General features: G+C 61.3%; 13 protein-coding genes. 7 read left to right on the forward strand and 6 right to left on the reverse strand.

Going from position 1 to position 14,151, the window contains the following annotated elements; translation table 11 throughout:
• Nucleotides 1-1,394 (reverse strand): MFS transporter (locus tag E1K68_RS15835; protein WP_212614901.1); only part of this gene is annotated, 1,394 nt, incomplete at its 3' end.
• A gap of 143 nt (nucleotides 1,395-1,537) precedes the next feature.
• Nucleotides 1,538-2,068 carry a GNAT family N-acetyltransferase gene (locus tag E1K68_RS15840; protein ID WP_034135459.1) on the reverse strand — a complete coding sequence of 177 codons (531 nt, stop codon included), beginning with the start codon at nucleotides 2,066-2,068 and terminating at the stop codon, nucleotides 1,538-1,540.
• Nucleotides 2,069-2,391: 323 nt separating this feature from the next.
• On the opposite strand from E1K68_RS15840, the gene proP reads away from it, so the two are divergent.
• Entirely contained in the window at nucleotides 2,392-3,894 is a 1,503-nt protein-coding gene (gene proP / locus E1K68_RS15845) for a glycine betaine/L-proline transporter ProP (RefSeq protein ID WP_032892100.1), read from the forward strand.
• A gap of 53 nt (nucleotides 3,895-3,947) precedes the next feature.
• Nucleotides 3,948-4,454: a GAF domain-containing protein gene (locus E1K68_RS15850; RefSeq protein WP_020302594.1), complete on the forward strand. Its 507-nt coding sequence runs from the start codon at nucleotides 3,948-3,950 to the stop codon at nucleotides 4,452-4,454.
• Here the strand turns inward: E1K68_RS15850 and E1K68_RS15855 are convergent.
• Nucleotides 4,429-5,352 carry an AraC family transcriptional regulator gene (locus tag E1K68_RS15855; RefSeq protein WP_003190868.1) on the reverse strand — a complete coding sequence of 308 codons (924 nt, stop codon included), beginning with the start codon at nucleotides 5,350-5,352 and terminating at the stop codon, nucleotides 4,429-4,431. The genes E1K68_RS15850 and E1K68_RS15855 overlap by 26 nt on opposite strands.
• Before the next feature lie 163 nt (nucleotides 5,353-5,515).
• On the opposite strand from E1K68_RS15855, the gene E1K68_RS15860 reads away from it, so the two are divergent.
• Nucleotides 5,516-6,538 (forward strand): alpha/beta hydrolase, encoded by a 1,023-nt coding sequence (locus E1K68_RS15860; protein ID WP_212614374.1) that lies wholly within the window; start codon nucleotides 5,516-5,518, stop codon nucleotides 6,536-6,538.
• On the forward strand, nucleotides 6,535-7,725 hold the full coding sequence (locus E1K68_RS15865; protein ID WP_212614375.1) for an MFS transporter: 1,191 nt from the start codon (nucleotides 6,535-6,537) through the stop codon (nucleotides 7,723-7,725). Before E1K68_RS15860 ends, E1K68_RS15865 begins: the two co-directional genes overlap by 4 nt.
• Here the strand turns inward: E1K68_RS15865 and E1K68_RS15870 are convergent.
• Nucleotides 7,718-8,539: a helix-turn-helix transcriptional regulator gene (locus E1K68_RS15870; protein ID WP_034135456.1), complete on the reverse strand. Its 822-nt coding sequence runs from the start codon at nucleotides 8,537-8,539 to the stop codon at nucleotides 7,718-7,720. The genes E1K68_RS15865 and E1K68_RS15870 overlap by 8 nt on opposite strands.
• 102 nt (nucleotides 8,540-8,641) lie before the next feature.
• Here E1K68_RS15870 and E1K68_RS15875 point away from each other — a divergent pair, with 102 nt between their 5' ends.
• Entirely contained in the window at nucleotides 8,642-9,853 is a 1,212-nt protein-coding gene (locus tag E1K68_RS15875) for an MFS transporter (RefSeq protein WP_034135455.1), read from the forward strand.
• A gap of 121 nt (nucleotides 9,854-9,974) precedes the next feature.
• On the opposite strand, the gene iolG is transcribed toward E1K68_RS15875, so the two are convergent.
• Nucleotides 9,975-10,979: an inositol 2-dehydrogenase gene (gene iolG, locus E1K68_RS15880; RefSeq protein ID WP_003190860.1), complete on the reverse strand. Its 1,005-nt coding sequence runs from the start codon at nucleotides 10,977-10,979 to the stop codon at nucleotides 9,975-9,977.
• Between the two features lie 43 nt (nucleotides 10,980-11,022).
• Entirely contained in the window at nucleotides 11,023-12,048 is a 1,026-nt protein-coding gene (locus E1K68_RS15885; protein ID WP_212614376.1) for a LacI family DNA-binding transcriptional regulator, read from the reverse strand.
• 123 nt (nucleotides 12,049-12,171) lie between these two features.
• Between E1K68_RS15885 and E1K68_RS15890 the strand changes: the two genes are divergently transcribed.
• Nucleotides 12,172-13,017 (forward strand): SDR family oxidoreductase, encoded by an 846-nt coding sequence (locus E1K68_RS15890; protein ID WP_003190858.1) that lies wholly within the window; start codon nucleotides 12,172-12,174, stop codon nucleotides 13,015-13,017.
• A complete protein-coding gene (locus tag E1K68_RS15895) occupies nucleotides 13,017-14,141 on the forward strand; it encodes a phytanoyl-CoA dioxygenase family protein (RefSeq protein WP_098951720.1) in 1,125 nt (374 codons plus the stop codon). Before E1K68_RS15890 ends, E1K68_RS15895 begins: the two co-directional genes overlap by 1 nt.
• Nucleotides 14,142-14,151: the final 10 nt, after the last annotated feature.

Raw genomic sequence — 14,151 nt, forward strand, 5'->3', positions numbered from 1 at the left:
GTGATTTCCTTGTGGCGCGGCACCAGCGTCTTCATCACGCTCCAGGCCACCAGGTAAGCCAGGGCGCAGATGGCGAACATGATCATGTAGCCGGTATGGATGTCGTTGATGGACTTGTAATAGTCGAACACCCAACCGCCGATCTTGGTCATGAGCACGCCGCCCAAGCCACCGGCCATGCCGCCAATGCCGACCACCGAGGCCACTGTTTTCTGCGGGAACATGTCGGACACGGTGGTGAATATATTGCATGACCACGCCTGGTGTGCCGAAGCGCCCACGCCGATCAGCAGCACCGGCACCCAGAAGCTGAGGTAACCCAGCGGCTGCGCCAGCAACACCACCAGCGGGAACAGCGCAATCACCAGCATGGCTTTCATGCGCCCGTCATAGGGGGCATCGCCGCGTGCCATGAAGTAGCTGGGGAACCAGCCGCCGCCAATGCTGCCGACCATGGTCATGCTGTACAGCACCGCCAATGGCATCACGATATCGGCGCCTTTCATGCCGTATTGGGCAGACAGGTAGGTGGGCAGCCAGAACAGGAAAAACCACCACACGCCGTCAGTCATGAACTTGCCAAAGGCAAACGCCCAGGTCTGGCGGTAGGTCAACAGTTTGAACCAGGAGACTTTCTTCCCTGCGGTGCCCGTCGGCGCCGGGGTGAACGGCTGTACGGCCTGGTCGCTGCGGATGTAGGCCAGCTCTTCAGGCGACAGACGTTTTTGCTCTTCCGGTTTTTCGTACACGGCGGCCCACACGCCTACCCACACAAAACCCAGCATGCCGATGACCATAAAGGCCGCCTCCCAGCCCCACAGGCCGGCAATCAAGGGGACACAGATGGGCGCCAGGATCGCGCCGACATTGGCGCCGGAGTTGAAGATGCCGGTAGCCAGGGAGCGTTCTTTCTTGGGGAAATATTCGGCAGTGGCCTTGATCGCGATCGGGAAGTTACCCGCTTCGCCAATCGCCAACACCGCCCGTGAAAGCATGAAGCCGGCGATCGACACCGGGATCACCGCCAGGCCAATGGCGCCGCTGACGGCTGCAATACCCTCGCCCATCGGCACCGAAAACGCATGCATGATCGCGCCGGTGGACCAGATACCAATCGCTACTACATAAGCGGCCTTGGTGCCGATCTTGTCGACGAAGCGCCCGGCAAACAGCATGGAAATGGCGTAGACAAACTGGAACACCGCCGCGATGTTGGCGTAATCGGTGTTGCTCCAGCCAAACTGCGTCGAGAGTTGCGGCGCCAACAGGCTGAGCACCTGGCGGTCGAGGTAATTGACCGTGGTGGCGAAAAACAACATCGCGCAGATCGTCCAGCGATAGCTGCCGACCGCCTGGCCGACACGAAGGGCACTGATGGGCTCGTTCAGATTCATGGCATCACTTTTTATTTTTGTTAGGTAGGACATATGTAACGTCATATGTCGTCGTACAACTACGAGTTTTATAGCGAGACGCCCGCGCAGTGTCAATCGCAAAGATTGCCGCTTATCGAGGATTTACGTGGAATAGGAAAATGTCAGGCTTGTGCAGTTGTAGGATGACAAACCCGGAGCACCAGGCTGGGCGCTTGACCGGGGACATCCTCCAGCAGGCCAAAACGTTGCATGCCGAGTTTCTCCAGTACGCGGATCGACGCAGCATGATCGGGCCGCACCAGGCCGAAGACTTCTGGTAAAGACAGGGTGTCGAACGCCAGCGCCAGTGCATCCCGCCCCAGCTCAGTGGCATACCCCTGCCCCCAGGCCTCGACGGCCAGGCGATAACCAAGGTTGATGCGCCGCTGCGTCAGGTAGTTAAGTGGCGCAATGCCGCCAAATCCGATGATGTGTTCGGGGCTCTCTTTCCGGGCAATTGCCCACCAGCCGTAACCCTGGGATGCCCATTGCTCCAGCCAGTGATCCAATAGCCGTTGTGCCGCCTCGATGTTGGGCAGCGGGCCGGCAGGATTGAACAAATTGGTCTGTGCATCACCGAAGATCGCGAACAATCGCTGAACGTCTGCGTGCCGTGGTTGGCGGTAGGTGAGCCGCGAGTGGCTGCTGGGCATATGACTGACTTCCCTGTTCTATCTAACAATGACAACCGCCTGTGGGAGCGCTCGAGCTTTAGCGAGGCCGCGATGGCGATAGTTCAGGCAACATAAATGCCAACAGTACCGCCGCCTTCGTAGCCTCGCCGGGGCTCGACAACTCCCACATTTGATCTGTTTTGCCGCTAGTTATGCATAGGCCTCGAAAACCGAAGGTTTCATCCCATGCGAGAAAAAATACACAAAGCGGTGAATTATTTCGTGTCCACTTGTATCTGAACTGACAGAGCGGTGCCATCGTAGCGATGGCACCTCCCCTGTTCAGCTTTTGAGTGGCCCGCATGAAACTACGTAAAAAACGCGTCAAACCCATCGGATTGAAAGACATCACCATTGTCGACGACAACAAGATGCGCAAGGCGATCACCGCCGCCGCACTTGGCAATGCCATGGAATGGTTCGACTTTGGCGTCTATGGCTTTGTCGCCTATGTGCTGGGCAAGGTGTTCTTCCCTGACGCTTCCCCCAGCGTGCAGATGATCGCAGCGCTGGCCACCTTCTCCGTCCCCTTCCTGATTCGCCCGCTGGGCGGCCTGTTCTTCGGCGCACTGGGCGATAAGTACGGGCGGCAAAAAGTCCTGGCCGCCACCATCGTGATCATGTCCCTGAGCACGTTCGCCATCGGCTTGATCCCCGGCTATGCCTCCATTGGCATCTGGGCGCCGATACTGTTGCTGCTGTGCAAAATGGCCCAGGGTTTCTCGGTGGGCGGCGAGTACACCGGCGCGTCGATTTTCGTGGCTGAATACGCTCCGGACCGCAAGCGCGGCTTTCTTGGCAGTTGGCTGGACTTCGGCTCCATCGCCGGTTTCGTCCTCGGCGCGGGTGTGGTGGTGTTGATCTCCACCGTGCTCGGTGAAGCAGAATTCGAGGCCTGGGGCTGGCGCCTGCCGTTCTTCCTCGCCCTGCCTTTGGGCATCATCGGCCTGTACCTGCGCCACGCACTGGAAGAAACCCCAGCGTTCCAACAGCATGTCGACAAACTTGAACAGGGTGACCGCGAAGGCTTGAGCCACGGCCCTAAAGTCTCGTTCAAGGAAATCGCCACCAAGCACTGGCGTAGCCTGCTGACCTGTATCGGTATCGTCGCGGCCACCAACGTGACCTACTACATGCTGCTCACCTACATGCCGAGCTACCTGTCCCACAACCTGCACTATGCCGAAAACAGCGGCGTGCTGATCATCATCGCGATCATGGTCGGCATGTTGTTCGTGCAGCCGTTCATTGGCTTTGTCAGCGACAAGATCGGCCGCAAGCCGTTCATCATCGCCGGCAGCATTGGCCTGCTGTTCCTGTCGATCCCGGCCTTCATGCTGATCACCAGCGGCAAGACCGGCCTGATTTTCGGCGGTCTGTTGATTCTGGCGGTGGTGCTGAACTTCTTTATCGGTGTGATGGCGTCGACCTTGCCGGCGATGTTCCCCACCCACCTGCGCTACAGCGCCCTGGCCAGTGCCTTCAACGTCTCGGTACTGATCGCCGGTGTCACGCCCACTGCGGTGGCCTGGCTGGTGGAGAGCACCAACAACCTGTACATGCCCGCTTATTACTTGATGGTGTTCGCGGTGGTTGGCCTGATCACGGGCCTGACCATGAAGGAAACCGCCAACAAGCCCCTGCGCGGTGCGGCCCCGGCGGCTTCCGACATGGAAGAAGCCAAGGAGTTGCTGCAGGAGCATCACGACAATATCGAGCAGAAAATCGAAGACATCGACGCCGAGATCGCCGCGCTGCAAACCAAGCGTGAAAACCTGGTACAGCAACACCCGCGTATCAATTAATAACCTGACTGTGCGTGGTCGCGACCTGCGACCACGCCATTGGAGCGTTCAGCATGGTTTCAAGCGTCACCGCCGCACACAGGTTACTCAGCGCAGACGAGCGCGCCGCCATTGCCGAAATTGAAGCAACCACCAACATCCTCAAGCTGGTCACTCGTCTGACCGGGATGAGATTCGCCGGCATCGCCAAGTTCACCGACCAGGAATGGGTGGTGTGTTCGGCCTACGACCCGCTGCAAATGGGCATCAACGTCGACGACGTACTCGACCTTGAAACTACCCTGTGCAGTGAGTTCTGCATCAACCCACACACCCTGTTCATTCCCCAGATCAGCCAGAACGGCCGTTTCGCGTCACGCCCGGTGGTCAAGCAATACGCCATCGAAAGCTACGCCGGCGCGCCGATCTTCCTGCCCGATGGCCGCCTGTTCGGGGCGCTGTGTGCGCTGGACTCACGGGCCATGCTGTTCGACGACCCGAACCTGCCGGAAACCCTGAGCCTGTTCGCCCGGCTGATTGGCTGCATCTTCTACGCTAATTTGACCCCGGCGGATCACTGACACCCGCCCTGCCCCGCAGGGTCGCCATGTCGCGCTTGGGCGGCACCCCAAACAGCCGGCTGTACTCACGGCTGAATTGCGACGGGCTCTCATACCCGACTTTGAACGCGGCACTGGAGACATCCTGGTGCTCGTTCAACATCAACCGACGCGCTTCATTCAAACGCAGCCATTTCTGGTATTGCAGCGGGCTCATCGCGGTCAGTTGCCGGAAGTGATGGTGAAAGGTCGCCGCGCTCATTTGCACCCGCGCTGCCAGCTCTTCCACCCGCAGGGCGGCGTCGAAATTCAACTTCAGCCAGTCAATGGCCTTGGCAATCCGATAGCCCTGCCCGTCCACCGAGCAGATCTGGCGCAGTCGGCCGGCCTGGTCGCTTTTCAATAGCCGGTAATGAATCTCGCGCTGGATCAATGGCGCGAGTACCGGGATAGCCTCGGGTTCGTCCAGCAACGCCACCAGGCGCGCGAATGCGGCCAGCATGCCGTCGGTGACCGTGCCGATCCCCACGCCTTTCATGACTGCGCGCTCACGCACCGGCGGCAAGCCACCCTGGGCGATCAGCTCGGCGAGCATGCGCAGGTCCAGCTTGAACGTCAGCCCCAGGCACGGTTGCTCGGGGCTGGCCGCCAGCACCTCGGAATTGGCGGGGATGTCCAACGATGTCACCAGGAACCGGGACGTGTCGTAGGGGTAGCCCTCGCCGCCGACCCACAACTGCTTCTCGCCCTGGGCCACCAGCACGATGCACGGCTCAACCATGCACACCACCGGCGCAGCGGGTTGCTCACGCCGATAAAAGCCCAGGCCGGGGATCGGCATGGCGTAGTCGCCGGGCGACGGCGTGCGCGAACCAATCGACTGGATCAGCGCGTTCAATGGGGTGGGAGTGGACGTCATGACAGACCCTTTCAATGCTTCATTGCACTTTACCCGCACAAGCCACGGGCGTCGTCACCTGGCACTGAATCTCAGAGGATCAGGCAAGTAATCCACTCAAATGCACTACAGAAGCCCTGCCGTCACCCGGAAAATGTGCGGACACTTCACAAGGAACATCCCTATGAAACGCCTCTTGCTCGCCCTGGGTTTGCTGGTGACTTCTCTTTCTTCATTTGGAGCCGATATGTCCAACGGTGCGGATAACTTCTACAGCAGCAACACAGTGACGGCCGAACCTGTCACCTTCAACAATCAATACGGCATGCAGGTCGCAGGCACGCTGTTCGTGCCCAAGCACCTGGCCCCGGGCTCAAAGCACGCAGCCCTTGTCGTCGGCCACCCGATGGGGGCCGTCAAAGAGCAAAGCGCCAACCTCTACGCCACCAAAATGGCTGAACAGGGTTTCGTGACCCTGTCCCTGGACCTGTCGTTCTGGGGCCAAAGCGCCGGCACACCACGCAACGCGGTGTTGCCCGACCTCTACGTGGAAGACTTCAGCGCCGCCGTGGACTTTCTCGGCACTCGCCCACAGGTCGACCGGGAACGCATCGGCGCCATCGGCATTTGTGGCAGCGGCAGTTTCGTGATCAGTGCGGCGAAGATCGATCCGCGTCTCAAGGCAATCGCCACGGTCAGCATGTACGACATGGGCGCGGCCAACCGCAATGGCCTCAAGCACGGCATGACCTTGCAACAGCGCCAGCAGATCCTGCGCCAGGCTGCCAACCAGCGCTATGTAGAATTCCAGGGCGGCGAGACCCTCTACACCGGTGGCACGCCGCAGAGCCTCACGGGCGATCCGATCGGCGACGAGTTCTACGACTTCTACCGTACCCCGCGCGGCGAAGTCACCCCAGCAGGCGCCTCATCGCAAACCACCACCCGGCCGACGCTGACCAGCAACGTCAAGTTCATGAACTTCTACCCCTTCAACGATATCGAGACGATCTCGCCACGCCCGCTGCTGCTGATTACCGGGGCCGACGCGCACTCCCGAGAATTCAGTGAAGACGCCTACCAACGCGCCGCCGAGCCCAAGCAATTGCTGGTCATCCCCAACGCTGGCCATGTAGACCTGTACGACCGCGTCGAACTGATCCCGTTTGACACGCTCTCCACCTTCTTCCAGAGCCACTTGCAGTGAGTGCCGTTACCTCTCAACCGCAACGCTGGGGCGCGGTGCTGGCGATGTCGCTGGCGGCGTTTGCCTTGGTCGCCTCCGAGTTCATGCCGGTCAGCCTGCTGACACCGCTGGCGGCTGACTTGCAGATCACTGAAGGCCAGGCCGGCCAGGGCATTTCCGTGTCCGGGGTGTTTGCCCTGCTCACCAGCCTGGTGATCGCGGCGGTTGCCGCGCGGATGGATCGCAAGCGCCTGCTGATGGCCTTGACCTTACTGATGATCGTCTCGGGCAGCGTGGTGGCGTTCGCACCGAATTACGCGGTATTCATGCTCGGGCGCGCGTTGATTGGCCTGGCAATTGGCGGCTTCTGGTCACTGTCGGCGGCCACGGCAATGCGCCTGGTCGAGCCCGCCCAAGTGCCACGGGCCTTGGCCATCGTCAACGGTGGCAACGCCCTGGCGACGGTGATCGCGGCGCCGCTGGGCAGCTTTCTTGGCGGCCTGATTGGCTGGCGCGGCGCATTCTTTTGCGTGGTGCCAGTGGCCGTGATTGCGCTGGCCTGGCTGTGGCTGAGCTTGCCGGCGCTCAAGCACAGCGGCACGGCGGCCACCGGCAATGCGCTGCGCCTGCTGAAAAACCCCAAGGTGACCTTGGGCATGTGCGCTGTCAGCCTGTTCTTCATGGGCCAGTTCATGCTGTTCACTTACCTGCGGCCGTTCCTGGAAGGCGTGACCCGGGTCGAGGTGTCCACCCTGTCGCTGATGCTGCTGGTGCTCGGCCTGGCCGGCCTGGCGGGTACGGTGTTGATTGAGCACTTGCTCAAGCGCCACCTGTACCCGACGCTGATTGCCATCCCGCTGATCATGGCCGGCATTGCCCTTGCGCTGGTGGCGTTCGGTGGTTCAGCGATTGTCACCACCGTGCTGTTGGGCTGCTGGGGCCTGGTGGCCACTGCTGCGCCCGTTGGCTGGTGGACATGGCTGGCCCGCGCCTTGCCCGACGACGCCGAGGCCGGCGGGGGATTGATGGTCGCCATCATCCAGCTGGCGATTGCCGCCGGCGCCACCGTCGGTGGTGTGGCATTCGACGTGAGCGGCTATCAGGCCACCTTCGAGCTGAGCGCCGCCTTGCTGGTGATCGCCACGCTGCTCGCTTACCTGGCATCGCGCCGCCCTGCTCATGCGCGCATGGCGAGCGGCACTACTTGAAAAAATGACTCGGCGTTTTGCCAAACTGTTTCTTGAACATGCTGGTAAAAGCGCTGGGGCTTTCATAGCCCAATTCAAACGCCACATCGATGATCTTCTGCCCCACCGCAATGCGTTCCAGCGCCAGCAATAGCCGCGCTTGCTGGCGCCACTGGCCGAAGGTCATGCCGGTTTCCTTGCGGAACAGGCGCTGGATGGTGGTTTGGTCCAACCCCAACCGCGCACTCCAGTCGGCGACGGTGGAGGCATCACTCGGCTCGTCCTGCAACGCCAGGCAGATCGGGCTCAGGCGTGGGTCGGCAGGCTGGGGCAAAGACAGCGGCAAGGCCGGCAGGATGGCCAGTTCATCAAGAATCAGGTGCATGATCCGCGCGTCGCGTGAGTCCTCGGCATACGGCGGTTTCAGGCTCACCGAGGCCTTGATCAGTTCACTCAGCAACGGCGAGACCGTCACCGTCTTGGGCTCGGCCGGCAGGTTGGGGAAGCTGTCCGGGCGCACGAACACGCTGCGCATCTGCAGCGTACCCACGCAGCGCAGCGAGTGAACTTGACCGCAAGGCATCCAAAAGCCACGATTGGGCGGCACCGTCCATTGCCTCAGGGCCGAGTACACCACCATCACACCGCCAATGGCGTACAGCAGTTGGTGCTTGTTGTGGCTGTGTTCGGGGATCACCCAGTTTTCGGGGTAATCGGTGGCCGAGCTGATGACGGCCCAGTCGCCCTCATCGATTTCTCGCAGAAATTTATCCAGTGATTTGATCATTTCGCCCTTTTTGCGATGGTTTCTGCCCGAATTGCGCGAGACAGGCATTGGCGCCGAATCTAGCATAAACGCCGAGTCCAGATGGAGTGGCGGTTCACATCACCGCCGCCCGCCTCCACGCCTGTCAGCTGCCTTGTACGGAATGCCCGCATGTCCACAGTCACAGCGTCACCCGCCGCACCTTCGACCAGCCCGCAAGTAAGCCCCTTAGTCATGCGCGTCCTGGGCGCCTGTGCCCTGGCGCACCTGATCAATGACTTGATCCAGGCGGTACTGCCGTCGATCTACCCGATGCTCAAGGCCAACTACGGCCTGAGCTTTACCCAGGTCGGCCTGATCACCCTGACCTTCCAGTTGACCGCCTCCCTGCTGCAACCGTGGATCGGCTACCACACCGACCGCCACCCCAAACCCTGGCTATTGCCGGCGGGCATGGTGTGCACCTTGGTCGGCATCTTGATGCTGGCCTTTGTCGGCAACTTCCCGGCGATATTGCTCGCGGCGGCGCTGGTGGGCGTGGGCTCATCGACCTTCCACCCGGAAACCTCCCGCGTTGCACGCCTGGCTTCCGGTGGGCGCTACGGCCTGGCGCAATCGACCTTCCAGGTCGGCGGCAACACCGGCAGCGCCTTCGGCCCGTTGCTGGCGGCGGCGATCATCATTCCCTACGGCCAAAGCCACATCGCCTGGTTCGGCCTGTTCGCGGTGTTCGCCATCCTGGTGCTGTACGGTTTGAGCCGCTGGTACCGCCACCACCTCAACCTGTTCAAGCTCAAGCAAGGCAGCCAGGCGACCCACGGTTTGTCCAAAGGCCGCGTGACCTTCGCCCTGGTGGTACTGGCTGTGCTGGTGTTCTCCAAATACTGGTACATGACCAGCCTGACCAGTTACTTCACGTTCTACCTGATCGAAAAATTCCAGCTGTCGGTGGCCAGCTCGCAGATGTACCTGTTCCTGTTTCTCGGCGCAGTGGCCGTGGGCACCTTTGCCGGTGGCCCGATCGGCGACAAGATCGGCCGCAAGAAAGTCATCTGGTTCTCGATCCTCGGCGCCGCACCGTTCACCCTGGCCCTGCCCTACGTCGACCTGTTCTGGACCGCCGTACTCAGCGTGGTCATCGGCTTTATCATCGCCTCGGCGTTCTCGGCCATCGTGGTGTTTGCCCAGGAACTGGTGCCGGGCAATGTGGGCATGATCGCCGGGATATTCTTCGGCCTGATGTTCGGCTTCAGCGGGATTGGCGCGGCGCTGCTCGGGATGCTCGCTGACCATCACGGCATCGAGTACGTGTACAAGCTGTGCTCGTTCCTGCCGTTGGTGGGTATCCTCACGGTACTGTTGCCGTCGACCAAAGGCGTTTGACGGTTGCTGTAGGAGCGAGCTTGCTCGCGAAAAACTGACAGACGCCGCGTATATCAGGACACACGCGTTATCGTTGACGTTTTTCGCGCGCAAGAACAAGAACTAGGCGTCCCCCTCGCTCCTACAGGTTATGACTGACCCTCACACTGCGCCCGGTCTTCACCGACTCCAGCGCACAATCAGCCAGATGCAACGCATACAAACCATCGCGCATACTGGTGGGCAACTCGCGCCCCTCATTCAGCGCATCGATGAACTGCGTCAGCTCATTGCGATACGCATCCGCGTAACGCTCAAGGAAAAAATGCTGCAACGGTTCCAACGCTTCGGTGTGCTCAGCGCTCCAATGGCGCACGGTGCTGGGCCGGTGATTGTCGGTCAGCAGCACGCCGCTGGCGCCGGAAACTTCTACGCGCTGGTCGTAGCCATACACCGCCTGGCGGCAGCAGTTGATATGGCATTGTTTGCCCGAAGCGGTGCGTAGCAAGACCATGACGCTGTCGTAGTCGTCGATCTGCTCCAGGGTCGGGTCCACCAGGCGGCTGGCGAAGGCGCTGACTTCCACGGGTTCCTCGCCGAGCAAATGGCGAGCAGTGTCAAAGTCATGGATGGTCATGTCGCGCAGGATCCCCCCGGAGTGTTCCAGGTAGTCACGCGGCGCCAGGCCAGGGTCGCGACTGGTGATGATCACCTGGCGCACGGCGCCGATCTGGCCGGCGTCCAGCGCCTGGCGCAGGCGCAGCATGTCGGGGTCGAAGCGCCGGTTAAAGCCAAGCATTACCTTGCCGCCCTGGCGCTCTACGGTTTGCGCAGCGCTGCGCGCCTTGGCGATGTCCAGGTCGATGGGTTTTTCGCAGAGCACCGCCTTGCCCTGGGCCACCGCAGCCAGTAACAGGTCGATGTGGGTGTCGGTGGGCGTGCCGATCACCACCGCATCGATGTCCTCGCGGCTCAGCACGGTGGCGCAGTCATACGCGGCCTCGCAGCCCAACTGGGTGCTCAAGGCATCGACACCTGCGCGCCAGGGATCGGCCACCAACACCAGCGTGGCATTGGGATGGGCGGCAACGTTGGCGGCGTGGATCTTGGCGATGCGCCCGGCACCTAGAACGGCGATACGTAGCATGGTCGAACTCCTGGATTATTATTGGATAGGGTGTTTCAGCGCTTCAGTCCGGCAGGTTGAACGGCGTGACGATCTGCACCTGTGACGGCGCAATCGGCCCGGCCTTCCATAGCCGGTGGTATTGCAGGATGTGCAGGAATACGTGGCGGGCATCGATCTGCAGGTTGTGATCAATGATCGCCGCGACTTTTTCTTCGCGCAGCAGTTGGCGGTTTTCTTCGTCAAGGTCGTGGCCGATGAATACCTCCAATGAACGGTCCTGCGCGGCAAACGCGTCGACAATTGCGCGGTTGCCACCGCCGACGCTGTACACTGCCTTCAGCCCGGGGTGCTGGTGCAAGGCTTGGGTCACTCGTTCAAAGGTGCGCTCATACACGCCGTAGCCGCCGCTGATATCCAGTACCCGCAGGTGCTCGGCGCGGCCACGCAGCCAGGCACGAAAACCCATCTCGCGCTCTTCTTCGCCGCGGAACAACTCGCTGCCGATCACCACCGCCACGTCCTGAGGATCGCTCGGCAGCCAGCGCGACATCAGGTAGGCAGCGGTCTGGCCAGCCGTGCGATTGTCCATGCCCACATAGCCGATGCGCTCGCTTTGGGGCAGGTCGGTGACCAAGGTCACCACCGGAATGCCGGCCGCAATCAGCTGCTTGACGGCCAGGTTCACCGCCGGTTCATCCGCAGCCTTGAGCACCACACCCTGGCTGCCCGTGTCGAGGCAGCGCAGCAGTTGGTCGTGCATGGCCTGGGGCTCGATCTCCTCGAACAGGTGAAAACGTGGCGCGATGCGAAACGGTGCCAGGCTGGACAATTGGCCAACGATCGCCGCCTGCACCGCGGCGCTGAAGCGCTGGGGCGTGTGCATGATCACGTCCACATGGAAGGTGCGCCCCACGGCCAAGCCATTTTTTTCCTGGGATTCCAACTCCTCCAATGCCTGCTCAATCCGCCGCCGGGTCTGGGCATGCACGCTGCCGCGCTGGTGCAGCACGCGGTCCACCGTGGCCTTGCTGACGCCAGCCTGAGTGGCGAGTTGCTTGATGGAAAAATGTTTTGCGCGTTCGAGCATGGATTTAGCCTGAGGTGTTTTTGAGGTCTTTTTTGGGCGTTACTGAGGTTTCGCAATGCTAGTCTCAGTTTTGCCTGACGTCGAGCCAGGTCAGCAAAACAATAAAAATCCAGGAGAACCCTCATGCCCCACTCCGATCTTGCGACCTCGTTCAGCGGCCAATACTTTGTCGTAACCGGCAGCACCCAGGGCCTCGGCGCGGCGGTGGCCCATACCCTGGCTCGCCGTGGTGCGGCCGGATTGATTATTTGCGGACGTCGCCGTACCGAGGGCGAAGAGCAGGTGCGCCAACTGGCACAGCTGGATTGCCAGGCATTTTTTGTCGAGGCCGACCTGGAAAAGGTCGAGGACTGCCGCGCAATCATCGAAGCGGCGCGCGTCCATTTCGGCACTTTGCACGGCTTGGTGAACTGCGCCGGCATGTCTGACCGTGGCACCATTCTCGACACCTCGCCGGAACTGTTCGAGCGCTTGTTTGCGGTGAATGTGCGGGCGCCGTTTTTCTTAATGCAAGAAGCGCTGAAGCTGATGATCAGCAGCGGTGTTGAGGGCGCGGTGGTCAATATCCAGAGCGTTACCGGCCATGGTGGGCAGTCGTTCTTGAGTGCTTATGCGGCGTCCAAGGGCGCGCTGGCGATCCTGACCAAGAACGTCGCATTCAGTGCCTTGCGCAACCGCATCCGCGTGAATGGCCTGAACATCGGCTGGATGGACACGCCCCACGAGGATCAGATCCAGCGCCAGTACCACGGCGCCCAGGACGGCTGGCTGGCCGATGCCGAACGCACCCAACCGTTTGGGCGCCTGCTCAAGCCCGAAGAGGTAGCGCGCAGCGTGGCATTTCTGCTGTCCACTGAGTCGGGAATGATGACTGGCGCAGTGATCGACCTTGAACAAGGTGTGGTCGGCTGCACCGACAGCAGCACCCCACAACCTCACCAGGCCCTGAGCCTTCCAGGAGGTATGTGATGTCGGCTTTCGTAACCGGCGACGCGGTGCGCCTGGCCGACTTCAGCCGGATCTGTGCGCAGCGCACCAACGCCAGCGACTACCCGCTGTGCCTTGAGGTACAAGGCAATGTGCCGATCTATCAGGCCCACACCTTGCGCAACAGCGACCGCCTGGTCGTCATGAACGAACTGCATCACCTGTTCCGTGACGGGCCCGGCGTAATGGTGGTGCGCCAAGCCTATGAAGATCTGGAAGTGGTGGACCGCCACAGCCAGGTCTTCGACGCGATCTTTGCCCATGAAGCCGCCCAGGGCGTGGCCGCCGATCACTTTGCCAAGGCCGGCAGCAATGGCAGGATCTGGAACGCGCTACAGAAGGCGGCCTTACAGTCCCCCGAATCCTTTGCCGAGTACTACGCCAACCCTCTGCTGGGGTTAATTGCCGAAGCCTGGTTGGGGCCGGGCTTTCAAGTCACGGCGCAAGTCAACGTGGTGCATCCAGGTGGCCAGGCGCAGCAGCCGCACCGAGACTATCACCTGGGTTTCCAGACCAACGATGTGGTCGAACGTTTTCCGCTGCCGCTGCATGCGCTGTCCCAACATCTCACGTTGCAAGGTGCTATCGCACATTCGGATATGCCGCTGGAAACCGGCCCCACCCAGCTGCTGCCCTTTTCCCAGCAGTATGCCTTGGGGTACCTGGCGTGGCGTCGCACGGAGTTTATCGACTACTTCCAGCACCACGCGGTGCAATTGCCGCTGAACAAGGGCGACTTGCTGTTCTTCAACCCGGCACTGTTCCATGCCGCCGGCACCAACCGCACGGCCGATCGCCAGCGCATGGCCAACCTGCTGCAAATCTCCTCGGCATTCGGCAAGCCGATGGAAGCCATCGACCGCGACCGCATGATGCTGGCGGTGTATCCGGTGCTGCTCGCCAACCCCAACCTGGATTCCCGCGCCGTGGTCGCCTGTACCGCAGACGGGTACTCCTTCCCCACTAACCTCGACACCGACCCACCCTTGAGTGGCCTGGCCCCGCAAACCGGGCAACAACTGATGCTGAAAGCCCTCGACGAACGCTGGCCGTGCTCGGACTTCGCCGCCGCCGTGGCGCAGCTGCGGGCCAAACGCCAAGCGTGAACCGCCCTGC

Origin of the sequence: Pseudomonas sp. B2021 (assembly GCF_018135665.1) — a bacterium.
Classification (GTDB): Bacteria; Pseudomonadota; Gammaproteobacteria; order Pseudomonadales; family Pseudomonadaceae; genus Aquipseudomonas; species Aquipseudomonas lactis.

Bases quoted from the DNA above. Each gene is read 5' to 3' on its own strand.
- E1K68_RS15840 (WP_034135459.1), bottom strand. From the start codon at position 2,068: ATGCCCAGCAGCCACTCGCGGCTCACCTACCGCCAACCACGGCACGCA.
- proP (WP_032892100.1), top strand. From the start codon at position 2,392: ATGAAACTACGTAAAAAACGCGTCAAACCCATCGGATTGAAAGACATC.
- E1K68_RS15850 (WP_020302594.1), top strand. From the start codon at position 3,948: ATGGTTTCAAGCGTCACCGCCGCACACAGGTTACTCAGCGCAGACGAG.
- E1K68_RS15855 (WP_003190868.1), bottom strand. From the start codon at position 5,352: ATGACGTCCACTCCCACCCCATTGAACGCGCTGATCCAGTCGATTGGT.
- E1K68_RS15860 (WP_212614374.1), top strand. From the start codon at position 5,516: ATGAAACGCCTCTTGCTCGCCCTGGGTTTGCTGGTGACTTCTCTTTCT.
- E1K68_RS15870 (WP_034135456.1), bottom strand. From the start codon at position 8,539: ATGCCTGTCTCGCGCAATTCGGGCAGAAACCATCGCAAAAAGGGCGAA.
- E1K68_RS15875 (WP_034135455.1), top strand. From the start codon at position 8,642: ATGTCCACAGTCACAGCGTCACCCGCCGCACCTTCGACCAGCCCGCAA.
- iolG (WP_003190860.1), bottom strand. From the start codon at position 10,979: ATGCTACGTATCGCCGTTCTAGGTGCCGGGCGCATCGCCAAGATCCAC.
- E1K68_RS15885 (WP_212614376.1), bottom strand. From the start codon at position 12,048: ATGCTCGAACGCGCAAAACATTTTTCCATCAAGCAACTCGCCACTCAG.
- E1K68_RS15890 (WP_003190858.1), top strand. From the start codon at position 12,172: ATGCCCCACTCCGATCTTGCGACCTCGTTCAGCGGCCAATACTTTGTC.
- E1K68_RS15895 (WP_098951720.1), top strand. From the start codon at position 13,017: ATGTCGGCTTTCGTAACCGGCGACGCGGTGCGCCTGGCCGACTTCAGC.